The following is a 25,484-nucleotide window of genomic DNA, read 5'->3' on the forward strand; positions in this document are numbered from 1 at the left end:
CGCCTCGCAGCCTGCATGCGCGCGCGCTTCGTCCCTCCTCTCATCCTGGTGCTGCTGCTGGTCATCCTGCAGTGGCAGCTGTGGAACGGGCGCGGCAGCGTGCGCGAGGTCGCCCAGTTGAGAACCCAACTGGCCGACCAGAAGGACGCCAACGCCAAGGCCGCCCTCAACAACGAGCGGCTCGCGTCCGAGGTCAATGACCTGAAAGACGGCCTCGAGATGGTCGAGGAACGCGCCCGCGCGGAACTCGGCATGGTCAAACCGAACGAAGTCTTCGTGCAGATCGCAAGGTAATCGGATGACCCCCAGTCTCCGCGCACTTCGTGTCGCTTCGCCAACCCCCTTCCAGGGGGCGACACCAGCGGCCCGGCAAAGCCGGTTCCACGGTGTCCCACGACCAGACTGTGTGAGGTTCACAGAGCGCTCCGAAAGACGCACAGCCTCGGCGTGAACCTCATCCCCGAGTTCCTCTCGGCCTCCGCCTTTGCGCTGTGGGGCTCTCCCGTCACCTGGCTCGAACTCGTCGCCGCCGTGCTCGCGCTCGCGATGGTTGGCTGCAACATGCGCGAGATCCACTGGGGCTGGCCGCTGGCCATCGTCAGCTCGCTGCTCTACATGGTGGTGTTCGCCAACGCGCGCATCTACGGCGACGCCTCGCTTCAAGTCTTCTTCGCCTTCGTCGCCCTGTGGGGCTGGGCGCAATGGCTGCGCGGCTTTCGCGCCGACGGCAGCGCCTTGCGGGTCAGCCGGCTGTCGCCGCGCGGCTCCGCGTATGCCCTCGTGGCCTGCGCCATCGCGTGGCCCGTGGTCGCCCTCTTCCTGCGCCGCTTCACCAACACCGACGTGCCCTGGTGGGACGGCTTTGTCACCGGCCTGAGCCTGGTCGGGCAGTTTTTGCTCGGGCGCAAGTTCATCGAGAACTGGCTCGTGTGGCTGGCCGTGAACGTGGTCAGCGTGGGCCTGTTCATCCACAAGGGCCTGTGGCTCACGACGGCGCTGTACGCGGTGTTCGCCGTGCTCAGCGTGGCCGGCTTCCTGGCATGGCAGCGACGCCTGCCGAAGGCCACCACGAAGGCGGTGCCCGCATGACACCGAACCTGCCGACCGGCTGCGTCATCGCGCTCGTGGGCGCCGAGAGCACCGGCAAGACCGAGCTCTCGCGCGCCATCGCGCAGCGCCTGCAAGACCGCGGCACGACCGTCACGCTCGTGGGCGAGTACCTGCGCGAATGGTGCGAACGCGAAGGCCGCACGCCGCGCCCCGACGAGCAGCAGGCCATCGCCGACGAACAGATGCGCCGCATCGACGCCGCTGCCGCCACGGGCGTGGTGGTGGCCGACACCACGGCGCTCATGACAGCCGTCTACAGCGAGCAGCTGTTCGCCGACACCTCGCTCTACGACAGCGCCCTGGCCGCGCAGCGGCGCTACGCCATCACCTTGCTCACCGCGCTCGACCTGCCCTGGGTGGCCGACGACATGCGCGACGGTCCTCATGCGCGCCAGCCGACCGACACGCTGGTGCGCGCCGCGCTCTCGCGCGCAGGGCTTTCGTATGCGGTGGTACACGGCAGCGGCGGCGAGCGGCTGGCGAACGCATGGAATGCGATCAACACCATCGCCGGCAACGAAGGCCGGGCCCGCACGCGCACCCGCCGCGATGCGAAGCCCGCCTCGTGGACATGGCCTTGCGAGAAGTGTTCCGACCCGGAATGCGAACATAAGCTTTTCAGCGACCTGATGGCGCGCCGCGACCCCACCTGAGCCTCTCGGTTCGCAGGTGCTCGCGCGCCCTCTCCTTTTCACCGGAGACCCGATGCCCGTTTCGATTGCTGCGCGCCTTGCCCCGCGCGCTCCCGCCGCCGCTTTCCTCGCCCTGCTGCTGACCGCCAGTGCCGCTTCTGCAGCGCCCGTTGCAGCCACCGTCGAGAACGCCACCACCCCGACAGCCTGCGCCGAGGAAGACAACGTGTCGATGGTGCTGCGCGGCGACGGTATCCGCCACATGCGCATCGAAGCGCTGCAGCCGAGCTACCTCGGCAACATCGGCAACGACGTCACCGCGCCCGACTTCTCGGGCTGCAACTTCGACGGCGGCGCCCACCCGACCGACCCGGCGCATCGTTTCAAGAAGCGCACCGTCGTGCTGCTCGACAACGCGCAATGGCGCATCGTCGGCATGACGCTGCCGACCTTCTGGCGGTCGGCGCGCGTGCCGGTGCAGGTCGGCGCGCGGCACGACCGCGGCTTTCACCTGCTGCAGGTGTTCAAGAAGGACAACGGCAAGGCGCTCGAAGCCATCGTGCTCTACCCCTCCGACGGCTACTGGCGCCTCAAGCCGCTGCCCGAGGCGCGCTTCGGCGACGGCGTGTACGGCTCGTCGTTCCTGCTCGGCCCGGTCGTGCAGGCCGGGCGGCCGGTGGTGAACATCGCGTCGATCCGCGTCGTGCCCGAGCCGCTCGCGATCCACCTGCGCTTCACCGACGGCGGCAAGGCGGTGGCGCGCGTGACCGAGATCAGCCGCACCCGCACCGCGCTCGACGTGACGCTCTCGAAGCCCACGGCCAGTGCCAAGCAACCCTTCGCGGTGCTGCGTTCGATGTACGTGACGCCCGACAACGCCGACATGAGCGAGGTGCGCTGGCAGGCCTCGCCGCAGGCGGCCGAACAGGTGTTGCCGCTGCCCGCGGTGAAGACGCTGAACGCCACGCAGGTGCGCTTCGGCCGCAGCCTGCCCTCGAAGCACAACACGAGCGCGCCGGACATCGAATTCAGCGGCTTCGACGACGAAGCCCGCTGAACACTAGGCTGCGCGCCGCACCTCGCCGGGCGTGAGGCCCAGCACGCGCCGCATGCAGCGCGCCATGTGGCTCTGGTGCGAGAAGCCGCTCTCGAGCGCCACGAGGCTCGCGGGCAGTTCGCTGTTCAGCAGCAGGCTGCGCGCGCGGTCGACGCGGCGATGCACCACGTAGGCATGCACCGCCTGGCCGGTCGAGCGCTTGAACTGCGTCTTCAGGTGCGAGGCGCTCAGGCCCGCGACCTCAGCCAGCGCGGCCAGCGACAGGTCGCCGTCCAGATGCGCCTCGATGAACTCCGTGACACGCTTCAGCTGCAATCGCGTCAGCCCCTGCGCGGGTGACGGCGCCACCTGCGGGCCGGCCGCGATCAACTGCACCGCGAGCGCCGTGCCGAGACTGTCGGTGTAGAGCCGCCCGTTGGGAAAGCCCGCGCGGCGCTCGGCGTCGAGTGCCCAGGCGATGTGCTCGATCTGCGGGTCGCGGAACTGGTGACGCTCGCCGAGCACCGCGCGCTCGGCCGGCAGTCCCATCTCGTCGGCGGTGCGCGCGAGCAGCGCGGGCGCCATGCGCACCACAACCGACGTGCTCGCCGACTCTTCGTGCCAGATGTCGGTGCTGCCGGCCGGCAGGATGTCGAGGTCGCCGCGCGTGTAGAGAAAGCGATGAAACTGGCAGGCGCCCGCCACCGGCGCGCCCGCGTGCAGCTTGAGGCGGTGGTCGGGCAGCGCCTCGTAGCCGACCACGCCGCCGGGGGTCTGTCGCACGTCGACGCGCAGGCTGTCGGTGGCGGGCGGGGCGACGAAGCTGTCGCCGGACAGCGCCACATCAGGCGCCACTCCACCGTGCCCGCGGAAATCGGTGTCCAGATCGGTATCGCTCATCGAAACATTATGGGCCGCGAGCGCCGTGCATGCCGTCGACCGTTTGTGCTCCCCCGCAGCCGAATGTGCGCGACCCGACGCCGTGCGATCGGGATCATCGAGCCCATGAACACCACACCCCACACCCCTTACGCAGGCAAGAAAGCCGTCATCACCGGCGGCACCCTCGGCATGGGCCTGGCCACCGCGCAAGCGCTGCTCGAAGGCGGCGCCGACGTGCTCGTGACCGGGCGCAATCCGCAGAACCTGGAGGCCGCGCGCCGCGTGCTCGGCCCGTTCGGTTCGCGCGCCCATGTGCTGGCGTCCGACACGGCCTCGCTGGCCGACATCGATGCACTCTCCGCCACGGTGCGCGAGCGTTTCGGCCGCATCGACCTGCTGCACATCAACGCCGGCATCTCGTCGCTCGAACCTTTCGAACAGGTGACCGAGGCGGGCTACGACCGCGCCTTCGCGGTCAACACCAAGGGCCCGTTCTTCACCGTGCAGCGCCTGGCGCCGCTGATGCCGGCGGGCAGTTCGATCGTCTTCACCTCGTCCATTGCGGACGAAGGCGGCATGCACGGCCTGAGCGTCTACAGCGCCACCAAGGCCGCACTGCGCTCGATGGCCTCGGGCTTCGCGGCCGAGCTGGTGACGCGCGGCATCCGCGTGAACGTGGTGAGCCCCGGCTTCATCGACACGCCCACGCTCGGCGTGACCGACGCGAGCGCCGAAGAGCGCGCCGAGTTCATGCGCCTGGGCGACCAGATCACGCCGATGCGTCGCCACGGCACATCGGCCGAAGTGGCGCGCGCGGTGCTCTTCTTCGCCTTCGAGGCGACCTTCACGACAGGCGCGCGGCTCACCGTCGACGGCGGGCTGGGCCAGGGCCTGACGCCGGCAGCCGCTTGATCTGACTTCTCTCCAAGGACTTCACATGACCGACGTTTCCCTCATCGGCCTCGGCCCCATGGGCGTGGCCCTCGCGCGCGCCCTTCAATCATCGAAATTCACGCTGACGGTGTGGAACCGCACCGCCGAGCGCGCAAGGCCTCTGCTGAACCAGGGTACCGTGCTCGCACCGACGGCCCTGGCCGCCGTGCAGGCGAGCCCCGTGGTGCTGGTCTGCGTGGCCGACTACCCGGCGTCGCGCGCCATCCTCACCGCGCCCGGCGTTCACGACGCGTTGCGCGGCAAGGTGCTCGTGCAGCTGAGCACCGGCACACCGCAGGACGCGCGCGACGACTGGGCCGCGCTCAGCGGCGTGGCTTACCTCGACGGCGCCCTGCTCGCCACGCCGGGCCAGATCGGCCGGCCCGACACGCCGCTCTTCATCTCCGGCGAAGCACGCGCCCTCGCCGCCTGCCGACCGCTGCTCGAAGCCATCGCGGGGAACATCCAGCACATGGGCGAGCCGATCGGCAATGCGGCCGCCTGGGACCTGGCCACGCTCTCGTGCATGTTCGGCGCGATGAGCGGTTTCTTCCACGGCGTGCGCATCTGCGAAGCCGAAGGGCTGCCGGTGGACGGGTTCTCGCAGATGATCGGCGCGATCTCGCCGGTGCTCGGCGAAATGATCCAGGCCGAGGGCGAGGCCATCCACGCCGGCCAATACGGCGAGCCCGAGAGCTCGATGGCCACCTGCGCGGGCTCGGGCCGGCTGTTCGTGAAGCAGGCGCGCGAGGCGCAGCTCGACGCAGCCTTCCCGGATTTTCTGATGGGGATGTTCGACCGCGCGCTGCGCGCAGGCCTGGGCAACGAGCGCCTGGCCGCGATGGCCAAGGTGCTGCGGCATCAGCCGCCGCAGCCCGCCTGAGCGCAGCCGCGCTTACTGGACGACCGGGCTGCCCGGCAGCTGGTCGCCCGGCGGCTTGAACAGCTGCGCGGTGTCGATCGCGTCGAAGCGGTACTGCTTGCCGCAGAAGTCGCAGCCGACCTCGATGTCGCCGCGCTCGGCGAGGATTTCCTCGGCCTCTTCCACGCCGAGCCCGCGGATCATCTGCGCCACGCGCTCGCGGCCGCAGGTGCACGCGAAGTGCGGGCCGAGCAGGCCGGCCTGCGGTTCGAAGCGCAGCAGCTTTTCTTCCCAGAACAGGCGGCGCAGGATGGTCTCGACGTCGAGCGTGAGCAGCTCGTCGCGCGTGAGGCTCGACGCGAGGATCGAGATGCGGTTGTATTCCTCGTTGCGGCCGATGCGGTCTTCGCTGGCCTGGTCGCGGTCCTTGTCGGACGTGCCTTCGAGGTTGCCCTCGCCCTTCACCGGCAGGCGCTGGATCAGCAGGCCGGCCGCCACCTTGTCGTCGGCCGCGAGCACCAGCGTGGTGTCGAGCTGTTCGCTTTGCAGCATGTAGTGCTGCAGCACGTCGCTGAGCTTGCCGAGCTTTTCACCGTCTTCGCCGAACAGCGGCACGACGCCCTGGTACGGCGTGGCGCCCGGGAGCTTGTCTTTCGGGTCGAGCGTGATGGCGCAGCGGCCCTTGTTGTTCACGTTGACCATGTCGGGCAGGTGCGCGTCGGCCGGCAGGTCGCCGATCACCTTGGCGGTGGCGCGCAGGCTCAGGTCGGGCTTGGCCTCGGCCACGGCCACCTTCACGGGACCGTCGCCGAAGATCTGCAGGATCAAGGCGCCGTTGAACTTGATGTTCGACTGCATCAGCGTGGCCGCAGCCGTCATCTCGCCGAGCAGTTCAGCCACCGGCGGCGGGTACGGGCCGGTGGCGGTGTTGGAGGCGCGCCGCGCAAGGATCTCCTGCCACGCATCTGTCAGGCGCACGATCATGCCGCGCACCGGCAGGCCATCGAACAGGAATTTGTGCAGCTCGCTCAAAACGGATTCTTTCTCTCTGTGCCTGCGCGGGTCAGGCGATTTTTTTCAGGCCCTTCGCGAAGCGATGGGCGTTTTCGACGTAGTGCTCGGCGCTTTGGCGAAGCTTGGCGGCGGCGGCATCGTCGAGCGTGCGCACCACCTTGGCGGGCGAGCCGATGATGAGGGAGTTGTCGGGAAACTCCTTGCCCTCGGTCACGACGCTGCCGGCGCCAACGATCGAATTGCGGCCGATCTTGGCGTTATTCAAGACCACGGCCTGGATGCCGATCAGCGAGTTGTCGCCGATGGTGCAGCCGTGCAGCATCACCTGGTGCCCCACCGTCACGTTGTCGCCGATGGTCAGCGGGCAGCCGATGTCGGCGTGCAGCACCGACAGGTCCTGGATGTTGCTGTTGCGCCCGATGGTCAGCACCTCGGTGTCGCCGCGCAGCACGGCGCCGAACCAGACGCTCGCGTTCTGCGCCAGTTCGACGTTGCCCATGACCTGGGCGCTGTCCGCGACCCATGCGCCTTCGCCAAGGCGCGGGGCAATGCCATCCAATTCGTAAATCGCCATCGTGGTTGTCTCCGGAGGGGCAAAACTAGAATTGTAGGGATGCACCCCCGATTGAGCGCGCTGGCCGCGCTGCGCCTGACAGACCCCGACGACAAGGTGGCCGCCACGCGCGCCACGGCTGCCGAGGCAGCTACTGTTTCCATAGCACTCGAGCCCCTGCGCACGCCCGGCGACGATGACGGCGTGCCGGGCCGTCCCGAGCGCCCGCTGCGCGTGGCCGCCACCGCCGTGCAAAAGCGCTCGCCCTTCACGCCCGAGGGCCGCGCCGCGCTGATCCATTCGATCTGCCACATCGAGTTCAACGCGATCAACCTCGCGCTGGACGCCGTGTGGCGCTACGACGGCATGCCCGAGGCCTACTACCGCGACTGGCTGCGCGTGGCCGACGAGGAGGCGCAGCACTTCACGATGCTGCACACGCACCTGCAGGCCATGGGCTGGCGCTACGGCGACTTTCCGGGCCACGACGGCCTGTGGAACATGTGCGAGAAGACCAAAGACGACGTGCTCGCGCGCATGGCGCTGGTGCCGCGCACGCTCGAGGCGCGCGGGCTCGACGCCACGCCGCTGATCCAGTCCAAACTCAAGCGCGTGAACACGCCCGATGCGCTGCGTGCCGTGGAAATCCTCGACATCATCCTGCGCGACGAAGTGGGCCACGTGGCCATCGGCAACCACTGGTACCGCTGGCTGTGCGAACGCGCCGGGCTCGACGCCGAAGCCAACTACCCGGCCCTGGTCGCGCGCTACGACGCGCCGCGCCACAAGCCGCCTTTCAACCTCGAAGCCCGCAGCCGGGCGGGCTTCAGCCCCGCAGAGCTGCAAGCGCTGACCGACTCCCGCCCCGAATGACTGATGTGATTTCCGACCAGACCTGGTCACGCGCCGACCTGCAAGCCTGCCTGCAAGACCGCGACACGCCGCCCCGCTTCGAACGCTGCCATTTCGACGAGGCCGACCTGTCGCGCCTCGACCTGCGCGGCGCGCAGTTCACGCTGTGCAGCTTCGCCGAAACCTCGTTCGACCGTGCCCAGCTGGCGGACACGCGCTGGACCGGCTGCCGCGCACGCCAAGCCGACTTCGGGCTCGCCGACCTCACGAACGCGCGCTTCCAGGACTGCGACCTGAACAACACGCAGTGGGCGCGCGCCAAGCTGCCCTCGGCGCTCTTCACGGGCGTGAAGCTCACGGGCGCGCACTTCGGCGAGGTGTCGGCGCTGGGCGTCGTGTTCAAGGATTCGCTGCTCATCGACGCGCACCTGCGCGGCCTGTCGTTTCGCAAGCAGACGCTCGCCCAGCTCGACCTGTCGGAAGCCGACCTGTCGGGCTGCGATTTCCGCGAGGCCATTTTCGAAGGCGGCAGCCTGCGCAACGCGCACCTGAAGCTTGCGCGCTTCGAAGGCGCCGACCTGCGCGACGTGGACCTGGGCGGCCTGCGGCTGGCCAACGCCGCGCCGTTCAAGGGCGCGACCATCTCCCACCGCCAGGCCGCCGCACTCGTCGAGGAACTGGGCCTGCGCGTCGTCTGAGATTCAAGACGTCGCGGTGCGGCTGTGCACCACCAGCTTCGGCGTGAAGTACTGCAGCACCTCGCCGCGCTGGTTGCGCGTCTGGCAACGCATCGTGACCATCGCGCGGCCGGGCTTGGAGCGCGAAGGCGTGATGTCGACCACCTCGCTGAGCACATGCAGCACGTCGCCAGGGCGCGTGGGCTTGGGCCACTGCAGCTCGCCGCCCGAGCCGATGATGCCGTCGGCCAGCGGGATGCCGCTGTCGACCAGCAGCTTCATCGTGAGCGCCGCCGTGTGCCAGCCGCTCGCGGCCAGGCCGCCGAAGAAAGTGTTCTTTGCAGCCTCTTCGTCGGTGTGGAAAGGCTGCGGGTCGAACTGCTGCGCGAAGGCCTTGATCTGCGCCACATCGAGCAGGTGTTCGCCGCTCTGGAAACGGTCGCCGACCTTCAGGTCTTCGAGATACAACAGCGTGGCCATGGGAGTCTCCTTGTTTCGTTGCCCGCCATTCTCGGGCGATCAGACGCGTTCGAGGATGGTGGCAATGCCCTGCCCGCCGCCGATGCATTGGGTTGCGAGCGCGTAGCGGCCGTTCTCGCGCGCCAGCAGCGCCGCCGCCTTGCCCGTGATGCGCGCGCCGGTGGCGCCCAACGGGTGGCCGATGGCCAGGCCGCCGCCGTCGAGGTTCACCGTCGCCGGGTCGAGCCCGAGGTCGCGGATGCAGGCCAGCGCCTGCGACGAGAAGGCCTCGTTGATCTCAACCACGTCGAGGTCGGCCACGCTCAGGCCCGCGCGTGCGAGCGCCTTGCGCGTGGCGGGAATCGGGCCGATGCCCATGACGGCCGGGTCGACGCCCACGGTCGCGAACGAGCGGATGCGCGCCAACGGTTTCAGGCCGTGCTTCGCGGCGAAGGCGTCGCTGGTGACCAGCACCACGGCCGCGCCGTCGGTCAGCGGCGACGAGGTGCCGGCCGTGACCACGCCATCGGGACGAAACACGGGCTTGAGGTTGGCCAGCGCCTCGGCCGAGGTCGAGGGGCGGATGCAGCCGTCGGCATCGACCACCTCGCCGGAGGCCAGGCGCACCGGCACGATTTCGCCGGCCAGCCGGCCCTGCGCACGGGCCTCGGTCGCCTTGCGGTGCGACTCGACGGCCAGCGCGTCCTGGTCGGCGCGACTCACGTTCCAGCGCTGCGCAACGTTCTCGGCGGTCTCGCCCATCGAGATGTAGGCATCGGTGTTCGCCAGCAGCTCGGGGCTGGGCGAGAAGTTGAAGCCGCCCTGCGGCACCATCGTCATCGACTCCACGCCCACGCACAGGAAAGCCTCGCCCATGCCCGCCTCGATCTGCGCGGCGGCGATGTGCACGGCCTGCATCGACGAGCCGCAGAAGCGGTTCACCGTCATGCCGCCCACCTCGTGCGGCAGCCCGGCCAGCAGCCCGACGATGCGCGCAAGGTTGTTGCCCTGCGAGGCCTCGGGGTAGGCGCAGCCCAGGATGATGTCTTCGAGCAGCGCGGGGTCGAGGTCGGTGCGCTGCAGCAGGCCCTGCACCACGCCGGCGGCGAGCGTGTCGGGGCGCACCTCGGCCAGCGCGCCCTTCTTGGCGAAGTGGAACGGCGAACGGGCGTAGGCGGAAATCACGGCTTTCATGGGAACACTCCTTGGGGAAAAACTACCATCCAATCGGTAGGCTTCGGGGTTCAAAAAAAGGCACGCCAGGCGTGCCCGTGGTGAAACAGATCGGTCAGTCGAGCGGCAGCGCGCGCCGCAGTTGCGCGATGGCGTCGTCGAAGTCTTCGACGCGGCCCGTCATGCGCGACGCGAGCAGCGCGCCCTGGCACGACGAGAACACGAAGGCCGCGAGCGAGGCCACGGGGTTGTCTTTCTGCGCCTGCGCCGGCACCAGCGCGCCGAGCACGCCCGTGAGCCACATCACCTGCGTGTTGCGCAAGGCTTGCACGGCCAGGCGCAGGTCTTCGTTGATGCAGTCCCAGCCCGGCGCCAGTGCGCCCGCCGGGCACAGGCCCGAGCCCGCCTTCAGCGTGTTGCGGTACATGCGGAAATACGATTCGAGCGCGTCCTTGGGCTCGCGGGCGCGCGCCGCCACCCAGTCTTTGAAACTCTGCGTGGCGCCCTGGATCACCGCGATGCCCAGCGCTTCCTTGGTCGGAAAGTGGTGGTACAGGCTGGCCTTGCGCACGCCCACCGCGTTGGCCACGTCCTGGAAGCTGAAGCCCAGGTACGAACGGGTTTCGATGAGCCCGCGCGCCACCGCAAGAATCTGATCGCGGGTGCCGCCGGGGGCCAGGGTGGAAGCGTCGTTCATCTACCTACTATAAGGTAGGCAATCTCGCCCCTGCAAGCGCCGGGGTCAATCGGCCTTGATGCCCGCGGCCTTCACGATGCGGCCGTTGCTCTCGAACTCGCTGGCGATTTCCTTGGCGAAGGCGGCCGGCGTGCCGGTGGTGGGCACGTTGTCGGTGGCCGTGAGCTTGGTGCGCAGCTCGGGGCTGGCGAGCGCCTTGTTGATCTCGGCGTTGTACTTCGCGACCAGCGCCGCGGGTGTGCCCGCGGGCGCGAACACACCGAACAGCGAATGGATGTTGGCCGCGCTGTAGCCCAGCTCGGCCAGCGTGGGCACCTGCGGCAGGCTCTCAAGCCGCGCAGGCGCACCCGCCGCCAGCGGGCGCAGCTTGCCCGACTGGATGTGCGCCGACAGCGTCGGGCTGGCGTTGGTCGACAGAATTTCGAACTGCCCGCTCAGCGCGTCGTTGAGCTGCTGACCACCGCCCTTGTACGGCACGTGCGTGATGTCCACGCCGGCCGTCGCACGCACCTGCTCGAGCACGATGTGGCCGAGCGAGGCCGGGCCCGACGTGGCCCAGCGCACTGCGCCGGGCTGCGCTTTGGCTTCGGCTATCAGCGCGCGGAAGTCCTTCGCCTTGCTGGCGGGCGTGGCGACCAGCAGCACGGGCGAATACATCACGCTGGCCACCGGCACGATGTCCTTCAGCGGATCGAACGGCAGCTTGCCCAGGTGCGGGCTCAGCACCAGCGGGCTGATGGCCGAGAAGCCCAGCGTCGCGCCGTCGGGCGCGGCCTTGGCCACGGCGTCCATGCCGATGGCGCCGCTCGCGCCCGCGCGGTTGTCGACGATCACCGTGGTGCCCAGTTGCGTGGCGAGCCGGTCGCCGAGCGCGCGGGCGACCACGTCGCTCACGCCGCCCGCCGGGTAGGCCACGATGAGCCGCACGGTGCGCGGCACAGTCTGCGCGTGCGCGCTGCTGGCCGCGCACAGCGCCGCGGCGGCGAGCAGCCGGGTCGTGGTGCGGCGCGAGTGCTTGGAGGCGGCGAGGAAGTTCATGGTGTCAGTGAGAAACATGCGTCGATGAGAAAGAAAGTCGGTCAGTCCAGCTGCAGCTTGCGCTCGCGGATCAGCTTGGACCACTTCTCATTGTCCGCCTTGACGAACGCCGCAAACGCCGCCGGGCCGAGCGGATGCACCTCGGCGCCGGCCGTCGCAAACTTGGCCTTGATCTCCGGTGTCGCCAGCGCTTTCGCGAGTTCAGCCGACAGGCGATCGACCACGTCCTTGGGCATGTTGGCCGGGCCGACCAGGCCCTGGAAACCGACCGACTCCATGCCCGCGAGGCCCAGCTCCTTCACCGTCGGAACGTCGGGCAGTTGCGGATCGCGCACCGGGCCGGTCACGGCCAGCGCCTTGAGCTTGCCGCCCTTCACCTGCGGCAGCAGCACGCTGCCCGCGTCGATGAGGATCTGCGTCTGCCCGCCGAGCAGGTCTTGCACCGCAGGCGCGCTGCCCTTGTACGGCACGTGCGTCATGTCCAGGCCCGTCACCTGGTTCATGAGCTCGCCGTTCAGGTGCGTCGAAGTGCCGTTGCCGCCCGAGGCGAAGTTGACCTTGCCGGGCTGGCCCTTGGCCCACGCCACGAACTCCTTGAGGTTCTTCGCCGGATGGTCGGGCCGCGTCACCGCGATGTAGCTGCCCTGGCTGATCTGGCCGATGTAGGTGAACTGCTTGATGGGGTCGTACGGCGGCTTGCTCTGCAGGTACGGCGCGATGGCGAAGGGGCCGGTGTTGGCCAGCAGCAGCGTGTAGCCGTCGGCCGGCTGGCGCGTGAGCTCGGTGGCGGCGATCATGCCGCTCGCGCCCGGCTTGTAGTCGACCACCAGCTGCTGCTTGAGCGCTTCCTGCAGCGGCACCTGCACCGTGCGCGCCGCGAAGTCGATGCCGCCGCCGGGCGGGTAGCCGACGATCAGGCGGATGGGCTTGGCGGTGGGATAGCCCTGGGCCATGGCCAGCGTGGCGGTCGTGGCCAGCGCGAGGCCGGTGCAGAGTCTGCGAAGGTTCATGGATGTCTCTCGATGTCTCTTGAATAGGAGCGTCCATTCTGAAACATCGCCGGACCTCCGGCGCGCGCGTTCTCAGGCTTCCTGCGCCTCCACATCGTTGCCGATGAAGTTGCGCCCGCGCGCCCCGCCCTGGGCATGGCGCAGCATCTCGCGCGCCTCGTCCTCGCCCACGCCGTAGTCGGCGAAGCGCGTCTTCACGCCCAGCGATTCGATGAAGGCTGCAAGCTGCGCCGGCGCCTCGGCCAGCGGCATGCGCAATGCCTGCGCCAGCACCGCGTCGCGGTCGGGCCGACGTCCGATGGCCCGCGCCAGCACCATCGGCAGCGGGAACGAGCAGGCGATGCCGTGCGGCAGGCCGTAGCGCAGCGTCATCTCGTACGAGATCGAATGCGCGAGCGCGGTCTTGGTGTTGGAAAACGCCATGCCCGCCTTCAGCGCCGCGAGCGCCATGCGCCCGCGCAGCTCGACGTCGTCGAGCCGGGCCATGAGCTGCGGCAGCACCTCCAGCGTGTCCTGCACGGCCGCCACGGCGAAGGTGTCGGACATCGGATTCGCGTTGACGTTCCAGATCGCTTCGAGCGCGTGCGACAGCGCATCGAGCCCACTCTGCAGCGTGACCGCCGCAGGCAGCGACAGCATCAGCTCGGGGTCGATGATGGCGTGGCTCGGCCAGGTCTGCGGCAGATGCAGCGAGTACTTCTTCTGCCGCTCGCGGTCCCAGATGGTGGCCCAGGGCGTGACCTCGCTGCCCGTGCCGGCCGTCGTGGGCACGGCGATGAGCGTCTTGTGGCGCGTGGCGACGAAGGGCCGCTCGCCCGCGAGGCCCGCCACCAGATCGGCAAAGCGCCCGTGCTCGTCGGCCACCATCAGCGCCTTCGCCGTGTCGATGGCGCTGCCGCCGCCGACCGCGACGATCACTTCCACGTCGGCATGCGTGCGCCAGAACCATTCATAGGTCTCGGCCAGTTCCGCCACGTCGGGGTTGGGCCGCGTCTGGTCGAGCGTGCAGGCCAGCGCATCGCCGAGCACCGCCTCCAGCCGGTCGAGCAGCCCGAGCGCGCGCGCCTCGGGAAAGGTCACCAGCGCGGCGCGCCGGCCTTCGAGCAGCTTCGGCAGGGACAGCAGGGCCCCTGCCCCGTACACGCTGTGCACGGGGTTGTGGTAGTTGGCGCTCATGGAGGGGTTTCTTCAGGAAGCGGCGAACGCCGCGGGCAGGGACGCGAAGCGCGAGCGGGTCATCGGTGCGCGCCCTGCTGGATCCAGCTGCGCAGCCGCGTCGAGAGGTAGTCGGCCGTCATCACCATCACGACGATCACCAGGATGCAGGTGGCCGTGTCCTGGTACTGGAACAGCTTCATGCTGCCCACGAGTTCGAAGCCGATGCCGCCCGCGCCCACCATGCCCAGCACGGTGGCCTGACGCAGGTTGGTCTCGAAGCGGTAGACGATCACGCCGATCCACGCGGTGACCACCTGCGGAATGACGCCGAAGATGATGGTCTGGATCGGCCCGGCGCCGGTCGCGCGCAGCGCCTCGATCGGGCCCTGGTCGATCTCCTCGATCGACTCGGCGAAGAACTTGCCGAGCATGCCCGCGCCATGCAGCGCCAGTGCCAGCACGCCGGGGAACGGACCCAGGCCGACGGCCGCCACGAAGATCAGCGCCAGGATGATCTCGTTGATGCCGCGCGTGATGTTGAGCACCTGCCGCATCGCATGGAACACGGCGATGTTCGGCGAGATGTTGCGCGCCGCGAAGAAGCACAGCGGCACCGCAAGAATCACCGCAAGCAGCGTGCCCCACAGCGCGATCTGCACGGTCTCGATGGCGGGGCCGACGAGCTTCTGCATGAACTCCCAGTTGGGCGGCAGCATGCGTCCGAGGAAGTCGGCGATCCAGGGCATGCCCTTGCCGAGTTCGCTGAAGCTCACCTGGCTGCCGATGGCGGCCCACCAGAGCACGCCGATGCCGGCGAACACGGCCACGGCGTACTTCCACCAGCCGGGGTTGCCGCCGCTCTTGGCGATCAGCACATTGAAGCGTCCGATGGCGATCATGATTGCTCCATGGCGAGTTGCGGGGCGGTGCGCGCCGGCACCGCATGCAGGGCCGCGGCGGGCACGGCCGGCGTTGCAGGCTCTGCGCCTGCAACAGCGGCTTCGGCGCCCTCTTCCACGCCACCCGGATAGATGAGGTGCAGCACCTCCTCGGTCAGCTCGTCGGGCCGGCCTTCGAACACGATGCGCCCGGCCGCCACGCCGATCACGCGCTGCGCGAACTCGCGCGCGTAGTCGACCTGGTGCAGGTTGCAGATCACCGTGATGCCGTCCTGCCGGCTGGCCTGCTTCAGGTAGTTGAGCACCTTGCGCGAGGTCTTCGGGTCGAGGCTGGCCACGGGCTCGTCGGCCAGGATCACCTTGGGTTTCTGCGCCAGCGCACGGGCAATGCCCACGCGCTGCTTCTGTCCGCCCGAGAGCGTGTCGGTGCGCAGGTCGGCCTTGTGGTCGAGCTCGACGCGGCGCAGGCATTCGCGGGCGATGGCGATGTCCTTCGCGGGGAACACCTGGAACCACGACAGCAGCGCAGGCATGGAACCCAGTCGCCCCGTCAGCACATTCTTGAGCACCGACAGGCGCGGCACCACGTTGTAGTGCTGGAAGATCATCGCGACGTCGCGACGCACCTTGCGCAGCCCGGCGCGGTCGCCGCGCGAGCGCTCGCCGTCGACGTGGATCTCGCCTTCGCTCGGCTCGGCCAGGTGGTTGATGCAACGCAGCAAGGTCGACTTGCCCGCACCCGACGCACCGAGGATGACGACGAACTCACCCTTGGCGACCGTGAGGTCGACACGGTGAAGCGCAGTGAAGTCGCCGTAGCGCTTGCACAGCCCGCGGATCTCGATCATTTCATCTTCCTCAGGTCGAGGTTCAGCACCTTGGCCGTGTCACGGATGATGTTGTAGGCCGCGTCGTTGGTCGGGTGGAAACCGTTGAGCAGACCCTGGTCGGACCAGGGGATGTCTTTGACCTGCAGGAAGGCGGCCTGCACGCGCGCCTTCAGGTCGGCCGGCAGGTCCTTGCGCCACACGGTGGGCGACTCGGGGATCGGCTCCGACTTCCAGACCTCGACCAGGTCTTCGCGCTTGACCAGGCCCTTGGACACGGCAGCGTCGAGGATGCGGTCGGCGATGGCCGCGGCGTCCACCTTCTTGTTCTGCACCGCGATCGCGCTCGAGTCGTGCGAGCCCGAGAAGATCACGCGGCCGAAATCCTTGTCGGGGTTGAAGCCCACCTTGATCAGGCCGGCCTTCGGGAACAGGTGGCCCGAGGTCGAGCTGGGGTCGACGAAGGCGAAGGTCTTGCCCTTGAGGTCGGCCACCGTCTTGATGCCGGTGTCCTTGTGGGTCACGATCTGGCTGTGATAGTAGGAGCGCCCGGCCTTCTTGGTCTCGGCCACTGCAAAGGCCTCGATGTCGGCCACCGTGGTGCCCAGCACATAAGAGAACGGTCCGAGGTAAGCCACGTCGAGCCGCTTGGAACGCAGCGCTTCGATCACCCCGTTGTAGTCGGCCGCCACGAAGGGCTTGACCGCGAAGCCGAGGGCCTTGGACAGCATGTCCATCATGGCCTGGCTGTTGGCAATCATGGCGCGCGAGTCCTCGGAAGGAATCAGCCCGACAGTGAGAACCTGCTGTGCCCGTGCCATCGGCACGAAGGCGGACGCTGTCACGGCGGCAGTGCCGAGCAGCAGCTTTCTACGCTTCATCATGGTTGTCTCCAGTGGTCTGCGTTGCATGGAATCCTCAGGTCGTTTCGAAGGGCAAAAGCACCCGTTTCGAGTCTTCCAGTCGTGCGTGTCATGGTGATGACAGCGTGAGGATTCGGGACGTCCGGCGCATTTCTGTCGGGGCCTGGTCCGTCTTGAGCGCGAGTACATCACTGGTACTCATATCGATCCAATTCAATTTTTTTCGATGATCTATATACTGAACCTATAGATCAGAAAGGCTCCCGCGATGCGCCTCACCCAGCTGCGTTCCTTCTATGCCGTGGCCCGCGAAGGCAGCTTCACGCGGGCCGCCGAGCACCTGCACGTGAGCCAGCCCACCATCACCACGCAAGTGCGTTTTCTCGAAGAGGCCTACCAGGTCGAGCTCTTTCACCGGCGCGGCCGGCGCGTGCAGCTCACCGAAATCGGCGAACAGCTCATGCAGCTCGCGCAGCAGATCTTCAGCCTCGAAGGCGATGCGGTGGCGCTGCTCGGCGACGCCGGCACGCTGCGCACCGGCCACCTGCGTGTGGCAGCCGTGGGGCCGTACCACGTGACCAAGATGCTCGTCGACTTCAGTCTGCGCTACCCCGACGTGAAGGTCACGGTGAGCACCGGCAATTCACAGGACGTGCTCGACCGCCTGCTCGACTACAGCGCCGACGTCGGCGTGCTTGCGCAGCTGGTGCGCGACGACCGCTTTCTGTCGGTGCCCTTCAGCCAGCACCCGGTCGTGATGTTCGTGCCCTCCACGCACCGCTTCGCGAAGCGGCGCAACATCCGGCTCGCGGAGCTGCAGGGCGAACGGCTCATCCTGCGCGAGCAAGGATCGACCACGCGCAAGGCGCTCGAACTGGCGCTTGCGAAAGCCAAGGTCGAGGTCGATGTGGTGATGGAGATCAGCAGCCGCGAAGTGATCCGCGAAGCCGTGGCGCAAGGCCTGGGCATTGCGGCCGTGTCGGGCGTGGAGTTTGTGCCGGGGCCCAACCTGCACATGGTCGGCTTCAGCGACACCGAGATCTTTACCTACGCCCACGTGCTGTGCCTGGCCGAGCGGCGCGAGATGCGCATGGTCAGCGCCTTCTACGACACGCTGGTGCCCGCCATCGAAGCGCGCAAGCGCAAGAGCTGATCGAACGACCGCTGCGTCAGCCGCGCGGATGATGCGCTGCGTGCAGCTGCTTCAGGCGCTCGCGCGCCACGTGCGTGTAGATGGTGGTGGTCGAGATGTCGGCATGCCCCAGCAGCAGCTGCACCGCGCGCAGATCGACGCCATGGTTCAGCAGGTGCGTGGCGAACGCATGGCGCAGCGTGTGCGGCGACAGCGGCACGTGGATGCCCGCTGCAGCCGCCTGCTTCTTCACGATGACCCAGAACATCACGCGCGTCATGCCAGCGCCGCGTGCGGTCACGAACAGGTCGGGCGTCTGCTGGCCGTCGAGGATCACGGGGCGCGATTCTTCGAGGTAGCGCTCGATCCAGCGCCGCGCCTCGCCGCCGAAGGGCACGAGGCGTTCCTTGTTGCCCTTGCCGAGCACGCGCAGCACGCCGTCGTTGAGGCTCATGTCGATCACCTTCAACGCGACCAGCTCGCTCACGCGCAGGCCGCTTGCGTACATCAGCTCCAGCATGGCGCGGTCGCGCAGGCCGAGCGGGCTCTCGACATCGGGTGCGGCCAGCAGGTCGTCGACCTGCTTCTCGGACAACGTCTTGATGGCACGCGGCATCTGGCGCGCGGGCATGAGGCGGATGCTCGGGTCGGCCGTGATGCGGCGTTCGCGCAGCGCCCAGCGGTAGTAGCGCTTGAACACTGTGAGCCGGCGGTTCGCCGACGTCGCCTTGCCCTTCGTGGACAGGCGCACGCCCATGTAGGCCTGCAGGTCGGTCTCGCGTGCGGCGTCGAGCCCCATGCCGCCCCGATGTTCGCGCAGCCACTGCGCGAACAGCGCGAGGTCGCGGCGGTAGGCGGCCAGCGTGTTCTTCGACAGCCCGTCCTCGAGCCAGAGGGCGTCGATGAAGGTGTCGATGTCGGCGGTGGGGGGAGCGGCGGCGGCCTCGGTCATGCAGTGCAAGATAACAAAAGAAAAAGCCGCCCGGAACGCGGGCGGCTTTTGTGGGGAAGCGAAGCCGATCAGTCGAGCTTGAGGTTCTGCTTCTTCACGACCTGCTTGTACACGTCGAACTCGGCCTTGATCTGCGCGGCGAACTGATCGGGCGTGTTCGCCACGATCAGCGAGCCGGTGTCTTCGATGCGCTTCTTCACGGCCGGATCTTCCACCGCCTTCTTCACGCCGGCGTTGATCTTGTCGACCACTTCCTTCGGCAGGCCCTTGGGACCGAGGATGCCGTAGTAGGCCATGCGGTTGACCGGCTCCAGGCCGACTTCCTTGAAGGTCGGCACGTTCGGCAGGCCGGCCACGCGCGACGGCGCCGACACCACGATCGGCACCAGGCGGCCGCTCTGGATGAAGGGCATCGCCGAGGGCAGGTTGTCGAAGATGATCGGCACCTGGCCGGCCACCACGTCGTTCAGCGCCGGGCCCGCGCCGCGGTACGGGATGTGCGTGACGAAGGTCGTGGTCAGGCTCTTGTACAGCTCCATCAGCAGGTGGCCGATGCCGCCCGTGCCCGACGAGGCGTACGAATACTTGCCCGGGTTCTTCTTCAGCTCGGCCACGAACTCGGCGTAGTTCTTGGCCGGGAAGCTCGGGTTCACGGCGATCACGTTCGGCGTGGCCGCGATGTTGACGATCGGCGTGAAGTCGGTGATCGGGTCGTACGGCGTCTTCGGGTTGATGGCCGGGTTGGCCGCCGTGCTCGACACCGTCGCCACGCCCAGCTTGTAGCCGTCGGCCGGCGCGCGCGCGGTTTCGGCCGCGCCCACGATGCCGCCGCCACCGGCGCGGTTGATCACCACCACGGGCTGGCCCAGCACCTTGCCCAGCGGATCGGCGATCACGCGCGCCACGATGTCCGTCGTGCCGCCGGGTGCGAACGGCACGCTCAGCTCGACCGGCTTGGTGGGATAGCCCTGCGCGAAACTCTGACCTGCCGCTGCGACCAGCACGGCGGCGCCCGCAAGCGCGCTCCATTGACGACGTTGCATCGATAACTCCTTGACTAGACGGGACCGGCCGGGGCCGGAAAAAAGCGAAGCCCGGATGCTAGCGGGTCGGGGCTTTCCTTCATGCTGTGGAATACCCACAGTTGTGGCGGTTTATGCTCGAAGCGGTGAACTACGCACAGCTGCTCTTCCCCGACTTCTCCCTCATCGCCATCGGCTGGCTCCTGTGCCGCTACACCGCGCTCGACCGCCGCGTGTGGGACCAGGTCGAGAGCCTGGTGTATTACTTTCTATTTCCTGTCCTGCTGTTCCATTCGATCGTGCGCAGCCCGCTCGACTTTGGTGCCACGTCGAGCCTGCTGACCGCGGGCGTCGGCGTCGGGCTGGCCGGCATCGCGATGGCGTACGCCCTGCCCTTCGTGCCGGGCCTGCGCACGCACATCGACCGGCACGACCACGCCGCCAGCGCGCAGATCGCGTTCCGCTTCAACTCCTTCATCTGCCTGGCGCTGGCCGAGCGGCTGGCCGGGCCCGAGGGCCTGCTGCTCATCGCCGTGCTGATCGGCGTGTGCGTGCCGATGTTCAACATCGCCGCCGTGTGGCCGATGACGCGCCATGCGCAGACCGGCTTCGTGCGACAGCTGGTGCGCAACCCGCTGATCGTGGCGACGCTGGCGGGCCTGATCGCCAACGTGCTGGGCCTCACCGTGCCGACCTGGCTCACGCCGACGCTCACGCGCATCGGTGCGGCTTCGCTGGCGTTGGGGCTGCTTGCGGCGGGCGCGGGCATGCAGTTCGCGACGCTGGGGCGCGGCAAGGCGCTGGCGGTGTCGGTGCTGGCGATCCGGCATTTCTTCTTGCCGCTGGTGGCCTGGGGGTTGTCGCTCGCCTTGAAGCTGGATGCGACGCAGGCTGCGGTGTTGATGGCCTTCTCAGCCGTGCCCACCGCGTCGAGTGCCTATGTGCTGGCGGCGCGCATGGGCTACAACGGGCCGTATGTGGCGGGGCTGGTCACGCTGTCGACCATCCTGGGCGTGGCAAGCCTGCCGTTCGCGCTGGCGCTGCCGCGCTGACCGAGCCCCTCGGCGGCTACGCGTTCGGCCGCCAGTTGCCGTGGAAGCCGAACGGCACGCGGTGCGGCAGCCGGGCTGTCGCCACGGGCGCGGCGCGCAGGTCTTGGGCGTCGAGCACGATCAGGTCGCTGCGCCGCGTCTGCTCGCGCCAGACCACGGCCAGGAGCCAGCCGTCGCCTTCGTCGGCGTGCGGTGCGCGCGGCACGAACACCGGCTCCGACACGACATCGCCCGGCGGCAACGTGTGCAGGTGGCGCTCGCCCGTCTCCAGGTCGAAGCGCGCAAGGCTGTCGAAAAGCACGCTCTCGGCATCGCCCCGCGCGCGTGCGGTGGCATGGCAGGCATAGAAGCCGTACCGGGTGCGGCTGCCGGCGAAACGCTCGTCGATGCGCGGGAACTCGCCCACCAGATCGTCGAGGTACTCGCGACGGAAACCGGTGCCGGTGCCGGCCAGGTCGAAGGTCCATCGGCACAGCCGCGCGGCCATCGCGTGCGGATCGCCGGGGCGGCCCTGCGCATCGGGCAGGCCGGGCGCGGTGTCCGACTGCATCACGAGCGCGACGACGGTGTCGCCCTCGTCCCACGCGTTCATGACGTGGAACATGTGGCAGGCCTCGGTCTCGAACCAGCGCATCGTGTCGACCGCGGCGCCGCGCCGCATCACGCCGACGTGGGTGCGCTTGTCGGCCTCCCAGGCCAGCAGCGGCAGGCCGCGCATCGCGCGCTCCACGCTGGTGGTCAGCGGCATCACCGGAAAGAGCACATGCCCGCGCGTCAGCATGAAGTCGTGCGCCATGCTGGCGTACGGTGCGTCGAAGGCCTGCAGCTCGGTCACTTCGCACTGGCTGTCCATCACGCCGTAGCGCATGCCGGGCGTGCCGGGGCCGTCGGGTGAGTAGGCGAAGAAATGCAGCTCGCCGCTGTGCGGGTCGTGTTTCGGGTGCGCGGTGCAGCGCGTGGTCAGGCGGTCGCCGAAGCTCTGGTGCCCTTTCGACGCCAGCGTGAACGCGTCGAGCTCGAAGGGCTGGTGCGATTCCTCGAGCGCGAACAGCCGGCCGCCGTGCCAGAGCATGCTGGTGTTGGCCGTGCCGCTGTTGTGGCCGATCACCGCCGGGTCGCTGGTCGCGGGATTGCCGAAGGAGCCGAACAACGCGCGTCCGGCCTCGTGCTCCAGCTGCCACTTGGGCGTGCGCGCCCAGCGGTTGCGGTAGGCCACCTTCCCGCCGTCGATGTGAAACGCATGCACCATGCCGTCGCCCGAAAACCAGTGGTAGTTGTCGTCGCGCGGTGCGTGCTGCGGGCTCGGCCCCACGCGGTAGAGCGTGCCCGAGAGTTCCAGCGGGATCGCACCGTCGATGGCGAGGGCCGCGATGTCGTGCTCCTCGGTGAGCGGGGCGTAGTTGCCGGTGAAGAAGTGGGCGTTGGCCCGGGGCATGGCGGTCACTGAGGTTCCTGGTCGGTCAAAGGGAATGGGGTTCGGCGAGCTGCGCGATGGCGCGCCCGATGTAGGCCGCCAGCGGCGCGTCGATGCCCGAGCCGGCGCGCAGCGCGGGGTCGTTGCGGAAGGCCTCCTGCAGCTTCGCGTTCAGTGCCGCATCGCCCCCGGCCTTGGCCAGGGACAGCGCCTGCCAGCGCGCGGCCATCACGCGCACCGGCGCGCTGTCGGGCGCCGCGCCCTGCCGCATCTGCTGGCGCACCTCGGCGATCAGCGGAGGCCAGGCATCGGTCTGCGCAACGTAGTGCTGCGCGAGCAAGGCCATCTCCGCGGCATCGCAATGCGCGGCGTAGCGCTGCAGCCGCGCGTACGCCATCGCATGCGAGATGAACTGCATGCCGGCGCGGTCGACACCGGTCAGCGAGTGCAGCGCGGGCTCGTTCCAGTGCATGGCGTAGAGCTGCATGAGCAAGGCTTCGTCGCCGCCGACCTCTTCGAGCAGCAGCGCGATCCAGCGCTGCGCGAGGGCCTGCGCCTGCGCGCTTTCCGGCGAGGCACCTGCAGCGACCAGGGCATGGAGCGTTGCGGTCAGCTCGGCGCGCTCGGGCGCCACCGCATCAGCGAAACCGTCGCGACCGGTCTGGAGCCGCCCGAGTTCGTCGTCGCTGAAATACTTCGCGCCCGCGACCGTGCACTCGAGCGCGACGAGCCAGTCGTCGATGGCGGGTTCGGTGCGGGCCTGCAACTGGGCCTGCAACGTCAGCAGGTGCGCGCGCAGCGCCGTGGCCTGCGCGATCTCGCGTTCGAGCTGCGACAGCTGCTGCGCAACGACCTCCGACAGCCCGTCGGCCGCGCGGTCGAGCAGGCCCTGGATCTCGGCCAGCGACAGGTCGAGCCGCCGCAGCGCCTGGATGCGGTACAGCCGCGCGACGTCGTTGCGGTCGTAGAGACGGTAGCCGCCGTCCGAGCGCTGCGACGGCACCAGCAGGCCGATGTCGTCGTAGTGCCGCAGCGCGCGCACGGTCAGCCCAGTGCGTCGGGCCAGTTCACCAATCCTCAGGTACATGCCTTCCCTCTCAAGTTGAAGGCATCGTAGAGCGTGCCGTTACGAGAGGGTCAAGCGAATTTCGTGGAAAAGATGTGCGCCGTTTTCCGCGGGCGCCGGGGTCAACTGCGTTGCAGCAACGCGGGTACCGCCGACGCCAGCATCGCGATACCCGACAAGGTCAGGAGGCTCAGCACGATCTTGCGAAACGCCACTTCGCTGATGCCGATATACAGCCGCGCGCCCAGCAACACCGGCACCGCAACAGCCGCTGCGACCAGCACCAGCAACGGCACCACCGAACGCCCAATGCTCCCGCTCGCCACATGCACAGCAAATGCCACAGCCAGCATCGAGAGGTTGAAGTTCTGGATCACGGCGCGCTGCGTGTCGCGCTGGAAACCGCGCAGCGTGCACCACAACGTAGGCACGACACCCGAGAAGCCGCCGATGCCCGCCATCACACCGCCGATGGCGCCTGCGACGCCATCTGCCGCGCGACCGCCAAAAGTGATCTTCGGCAGGTGCTGCGACATCAGCATGGCCGGGCACCACAGCACCAGCAGCGTGCCCAGGCACACCTTGAACAACACGATGTCCAGGTGCGGCAGCAGCCACACGCCAAACGGCACGCCGACGAGGCCACCGAGCACGAAGGGCCAGAGGATGCGCTTGTCGAAAGAGCGTCGCACCGTGAGCGCCGCGATCACCTGCCCCGTGAGCGCCCCGAACAGCGCGAGCACCGCCGCCAGTTGTGGCTCCAGCGTCCAGGCCCACACAGACATCGCGACCATGCCAAAGGCAAAGCCCGACAGGCCCTGCACGAACCCCGCCAGCACAGCGCCGACGATCACAGAGACATACAAGGCTTGCATGCGGCCGATGATAGGGGCCGCCGCCTCGCCCTCCGGGGGCTCAGGCCGACGCCGGCACCAACGCCGTGCGACGCACGCGCCGCACATTGAAGGCACTGGCGATCAGCACGCCCTGCACCAGCGCCAGACCGACGATCACGCTCGTGTACTGGCCGGCGTCCATCAGGCGGCCGAACACCAGCGGCGCCACGGCCTGGCCGATGTCCAGGCCCGCGTACACCACGCCGTAGACGCGCCCGGTCGCATTGGGCGGCGTCGACTTCTTCACCAGCAGGTCGCGCGACGGCCCGGCGATGCCCGAGACGAAACCCATCGCGCCGAACAGCACCGGCACCATCACGGGCGGAAACTGCGCGAAAGCCAGCACCAGCGCCAGCGCCGCCGCCACGCCGAAGCCCGCGCCCACGATGCGCTCGCAGCGCGAGGGGTCGGAGGCGAGGAAGCCGCCCACCACCATGCCGGCCGCGCTCGCGACCATGTAGACCGTGAGGCACACCGCCACCAGCGCCACGGGCACCGCATGCAGGTGGCCGGCCGCCACGGGCGCGAAGGTCTGCACCACGCTGATCACGGCGGCGTAGAAAAAGAAGAAGCCGAAGCACATCCACACGGCCGGGATGCGCAGGAAGTCGAACTCGCCGCCGACCGGCGTGGGCTCGCCGTGCCCCGTCGCCTTGTGCACGGCCGCCGCGTCGAGCGACAGCACGCTGCGGTAGATCCACAGGATCAGCAGCACGACGATCGCCACCACGCCGGCCGAGGCCAGCGCCACGCGCCACGAGAAGGCAATGGCGATCGGCACCACGAAAGCCGGTGCCAGCGCCCAGCCCAGGCTGCCGGTGATGCCGTGCACGCTGTAGGCATGGCCCAGCCGCGTCGGTGCGACCTTGCGGTTGAACAGCGTGTAGTCGACAGGGTGGAACACGCCGTTGCCGATGCCGCCGACCACGGCGCACGCCAGCAGCATCCAGTAGCTCTGCGCCATCGCGTAGCCGAAGGCCGCGAGCCCCAGCGCGCCCAGCCCGACGAACAGCACCGGGCGCGGACCGAGCTTGTCGACGATGAAGCCCGAGGCTGCCTGCACGATGCACGAGACCACGAAGAACACGGTGAGCACCGCGCCCAGTTCGGTGTAGCTCACGTTGAACGCATCCTTCAGCCACGGGAACAGCGGTGCCAGGATCAGCTGGCTGAAATGGCTCACCGCATGCGCCAAGCCGACCAGCCCGATCAGTTGGGCGTCGCTGCGCAAAGAGGGGCCTGAAGCCGCGGTGGGCGTGGAAGTGGATGACATGG

At 68.6% G+C, this 25,484-nt stretch carries 28 protein-coding genes; 10 read left to right on the plus strand and 18 right to left on the minus strand.

What is annotated here, in order from left to right; all coding sequences use genetic code 11:
* The first annotated feature begins 15 nt into the window (after window positions 1-15).
* From ftsB to GFK26_RS29030, 4 genes are all read left to right on the plus strand, one after another.
* On the plus strand, window positions 16-294 hold the full coding sequence (ftsB, locus tag GFK26_RS29015; protein ID WP_062474651.1) for a cell division protein FtsB: 279 nt from the start codon (window positions 16-18) through the stop codon (window positions 292-294).
* Window positions 295-456: 162 nt separating this feature from the next.
* Window positions 457-1,089 (plus strand): nicotinamide riboside transporter PnuC, encoded by a 633-nt coding sequence (pnuC, locus tag GFK26_RS29020; protein ID WP_153286143.1) that lies wholly within the window; start codon window positions 457-459, stop codon window positions 1,087-1,089.
* Window positions 1,086-1,763, plus strand: coding sequence for an AAA family ATPase (locus GFK26_RS29025; protein ID WP_153285012.1), 678 nt, complete (start codon window positions 1,086-1,088; stop codon window positions 1,761-1,763). The genes pnuC and GFK26_RS29025 overlap by 4 nt, the downstream gene beginning before the upstream one ends.
* Before the next feature lie 52 nt (window positions 1,764-1,815).
* Window positions 1,816-2,799 carry a hypothetical protein gene (locus GFK26_RS29030; protein ID WP_153285013.1) on the plus strand — a complete coding sequence of 328 codons (984 nt, stop codon included), beginning with the start codon at window positions 1,816-1,818 and terminating at the stop codon, window positions 2,797-2,799.
* Between the two features lie 3 nt (window positions 2,800-2,802).
* Here GFK26_RS29030 and GFK26_RS29035 read toward each other — a convergent pair whose 3' ends face one another.
* On the minus strand, window positions 2,803-3,678 hold the full coding sequence (locus GFK26_RS29035; protein WP_153285014.1) for an AraC family transcriptional regulator: 876 nt from the start codon (window positions 3,676-3,678) through the stop codon (window positions 2,803-2,805).
* Between the two features lie 105 nt (window positions 3,679-3,783).
* On the opposite strand from GFK26_RS29035, the gene GFK26_RS29040 reads away from it, so the two are divergent.
* Together GFK26_RS29040 and GFK26_RS29045 are read left to right on the plus strand one after the other, a co-directional pair.
* Complete coding sequence (locus GFK26_RS29040; protein WP_153285015.1) at window positions 3,784-4,572, plus strand: SDR family oxidoreductase; 789 nt, start codon at window positions 3,784-3,786, stop codon at window positions 4,570-4,572.
* Between the two features lie 25 nt (window positions 4,573-4,597).
* On the plus strand, window positions 4,598-5,476 hold the full coding sequence (locus tag GFK26_RS29045) for an NAD(P)-dependent oxidoreductase (RefSeq protein ID WP_153285016.1): 879 nt from the start codon (window positions 4,598-4,600) through the stop codon (window positions 5,474-5,476).
* Window positions 5,477-5,488: 12 nt separating this feature from the next.
* Here GFK26_RS29045 and GFK26_RS29050 read toward each other — a convergent pair whose 3' ends face one another.
* Both GFK26_RS29050 and GFK26_RS29055 read right to left on the minus strand, forming a co-directional pair.
* Entirely contained in the window at window positions 5,489-6,487 is a 999-nt protein-coding gene (locus GFK26_RS29050; protein WP_099796277.1) for an Hsp33 family molecular chaperone HslO, read from the minus strand.
* Window positions 6,488-6,518: 31 nt separating this feature from the next.
* The gene (locus GFK26_RS29055; protein WP_101492284.1) at window positions 6,519-7,043 is read right to left on the minus strand and encodes a gamma carbonic anhydrase family protein; all 525 of its coding nucleotides are present in this window, start codon (window positions 7,041-7,043) and stop codon (window positions 6,519-6,521) included.
* Between the two features lie 39 nt (window positions 7,044-7,082).
* Here GFK26_RS29055 and GFK26_RS29060 point away from each other — a divergent pair, with 39 nt between their 5' ends.
* Both GFK26_RS29060 and GFK26_RS29065 read left to right on the plus strand, forming a co-directional pair.
* Entirely contained in the window at window positions 7,083-7,895 is an 813-nt protein-coding gene (locus GFK26_RS29060) for a ferritin-like domain-containing protein (protein ID WP_153285017.1), read from the plus strand.
* Complete coding sequence (locus GFK26_RS29065; protein ID WP_153285018.1) at window positions 7,892-8,572, plus strand: pentapeptide repeat-containing protein; 681 nt, start codon at window positions 7,892-7,894, stop codon at window positions 8,570-8,572. Before GFK26_RS29060 ends, GFK26_RS29065 begins: the two co-directional genes overlap by 4 nt.
* A 3-nt stretch (window positions 8,573-8,575) precedes the next feature.
* Here the strand turns inward: GFK26_RS29065 and GFK26_RS29070 are convergent, their stop codons facing one another.
* The 9 genes from GFK26_RS29070 to phnD all read right to left on the minus strand — a co-directional run bounded on the left by GFK26_RS29070 (window position 8,576) and on the right by phnD (window position 16,693).
* A complete protein-coding gene (locus GFK26_RS29070) occupies window positions 8,576-9,031 on the minus strand; it encodes a MaoC family dehydratase (protein WP_099796273.1) in 456 nt (151 codons plus the stop codon).
* Window positions 9,032-9,070: 39 nt separating this feature from the next.
* Entirely contained in the window at window positions 9,071-10,204 is a 1,134-nt protein-coding gene (locus GFK26_RS29075; RefSeq protein ID WP_153285019.1) for a thiolase family protein, read from the minus strand.
* Window positions 10,205-10,298: 94 nt separating this feature from the next.
* Window positions 10,299-10,880: a TetR/AcrR family transcriptional regulator gene (locus GFK26_RS29080; RefSeq protein WP_153285020.1), complete on the minus strand. Its 582-nt coding sequence runs from the start codon at window positions 10,878-10,880 to the stop codon at window positions 10,299-10,301.
* A gap of 45 nt (window positions 10,881-10,925) precedes the next feature.
* Complete coding sequence (locus GFK26_RS29085) at window positions 10,926-11,918, minus strand: Bug family tripartite tricarboxylate transporter substrate binding protein (RefSeq protein ID WP_153285021.1); 993 nt, start codon at window positions 11,916-11,918, stop codon at window positions 10,926-10,928.
* A gap of 41 nt (window positions 11,919-11,959) precedes the next feature.
* Entirely contained in the window at window positions 11,960-12,928 is a 969-nt protein-coding gene (locus GFK26_RS29090; protein WP_153285022.1) for a Bug family tripartite tricarboxylate transporter substrate binding protein, read from the minus strand.
* 72 nt (window positions 12,929-13,000) lie between these two features.
* Window positions 13,001-14,104 carry an iron-containing alcohol dehydrogenase PsrA gene (gene psrA, locus GFK26_RS29095; RefSeq protein WP_153285023.1) on the minus strand — a complete coding sequence of 368 codons (1,104 nt, stop codon included), beginning with the start codon at window positions 14,102-14,104 and terminating at the stop codon, window positions 13,001-13,003.
* A gap of 59 nt (window positions 14,105-14,163) precedes the next feature.
* A complete protein-coding gene (gene phnE / locus GFK26_RS29100) occupies window positions 14,164-14,985 on the minus strand; it encodes a phosphonate ABC transporter, permease protein PhnE (protein WP_153285024.1) in 822 nt (273 codons plus the stop codon).
* Window positions 14,982-15,833: a phosphonate ABC transporter ATP-binding protein gene (gene phnC, locus GFK26_RS29105; RefSeq protein ID WP_153285025.1), complete on the minus strand. Its 852-nt coding sequence runs from the start codon at window positions 15,831-15,833 to the stop codon at window positions 14,982-14,984. Before phnC ends, phnE begins: the two co-directional genes overlap by 4 nt.
* Window positions 15,830-16,693 (minus strand): phosphonate ABC transporter substrate-binding protein, encoded by an 864-nt coding sequence (gene phnD / locus GFK26_RS29110; RefSeq protein WP_153286144.1) that lies wholly within the window; start codon window positions 16,691-16,693, stop codon window positions 15,830-15,832. Before phnD ends, phnC begins: the two co-directional genes overlap by 4 nt.
* A gap of 250 nt (window positions 16,694-16,943) precedes the next feature.
* Here phnD and GFK26_RS29115 point away from each other — a divergent pair, with 250 nt between their 5' ends.
* On the plus strand, window positions 16,944-17,828 hold the full coding sequence (locus GFK26_RS29115; RefSeq protein WP_153285026.1) for a LysR substrate-binding domain-containing protein: 885 nt from the start codon (window positions 16,944-16,946) through the stop codon (window positions 17,826-17,828).
* A gap of 16 nt (window positions 17,829-17,844) precedes the next feature.
* Here the strand turns inward: GFK26_RS29115 and xerD are convergent, their stop codons facing one another.
* Together xerD and GFK26_RS29125 are read right to left on the minus strand one after the other, a co-directional pair.
* Window positions 17,845-18,759 carry a site-specific tyrosine recombinase XerD gene (gene xerD, locus GFK26_RS29120; RefSeq protein WP_153285027.1) on the minus strand — a complete coding sequence of 305 codons (915 nt, stop codon included), beginning with the start codon at window positions 18,757-18,759 and terminating at the stop codon, window positions 17,845-17,847.
* Window positions 18,760-18,827: 68 nt separating this feature from the next.
* Complete coding sequence (locus tag GFK26_RS29125; protein ID WP_153285028.1) at window positions 18,828-19,802, minus strand: tripartite tricarboxylate transporter substrate binding protein BugE; 975 nt, start codon at window positions 19,800-19,802, stop codon at window positions 18,828-18,830.
* A 113-nt stretch (window positions 19,803-19,915) separates the two neighbouring features.
* Here GFK26_RS29125 and GFK26_RS29130 point away from each other — a divergent pair, with 113 nt between their 5' ends.
* A complete protein-coding gene (locus tag GFK26_RS29130; RefSeq protein WP_153285029.1) occupies window positions 19,916-20,833 on the plus strand; it encodes an AEC family transporter in 918 nt (305 codons plus the stop codon).
* Between the two features lie 16 nt (window positions 20,834-20,849).
* Here the strand turns inward: GFK26_RS29130 and GFK26_RS29135 are convergent, their stop codons facing one another.
* The 4 genes from GFK26_RS29135 to GFK26_RS29150 form a co-directional block, all read right to left on the minus strand.
* Window positions 20,850-22,268 carry a carotenoid oxygenase family protein gene (locus GFK26_RS29135; protein ID WP_228122092.1) on the minus strand — a complete coding sequence of 473 codons (1,419 nt, stop codon included), beginning with the start codon at window positions 22,266-22,268 and terminating at the stop codon, window positions 20,850-20,852.
* 25 nt (window positions 22,269-22,293) lie between these two features.
* Window positions 22,294-23,334 (minus strand): MerR family transcriptional regulator, encoded by a 1,041-nt coding sequence (locus GFK26_RS29140; protein ID WP_153285031.1) that lies wholly within the window; start codon window positions 23,332-23,334, stop codon window positions 22,294-22,296.
* A gap of 101 nt (window positions 23,335-23,435) precedes the next feature.
* The gene (locus GFK26_RS29145) at window positions 23,436-24,188 is read right to left on the minus strand and encodes a sulfite exporter TauE/SafE family protein (protein WP_153285032.1); all 753 of its coding nucleotides are present in this window, start codon (window positions 24,186-24,188) and stop codon (window positions 23,436-23,438) included.
* Between the two features lie 40 nt (window positions 24,189-24,228).
* Entirely contained in the window at window positions 24,229-25,482 is a 1,254-nt protein-coding gene (locus tag GFK26_RS29150) for an MFS transporter (RefSeq protein ID WP_153285033.1), read from the minus strand.
* Window positions 25,483-25,484: the final 2 nt, after the last annotated feature.

It is taken from the genome of Variovorax paradoxus, from assembly GCF_009498455.1.
In the GTDB taxonomy this organism is placed as follows: Bacteria; Pseudomonadota; Gammaproteobacteria; order Burkholderiales; family Burkholderiaceae_C; genus Variovorax; species Variovorax paradoxus_H.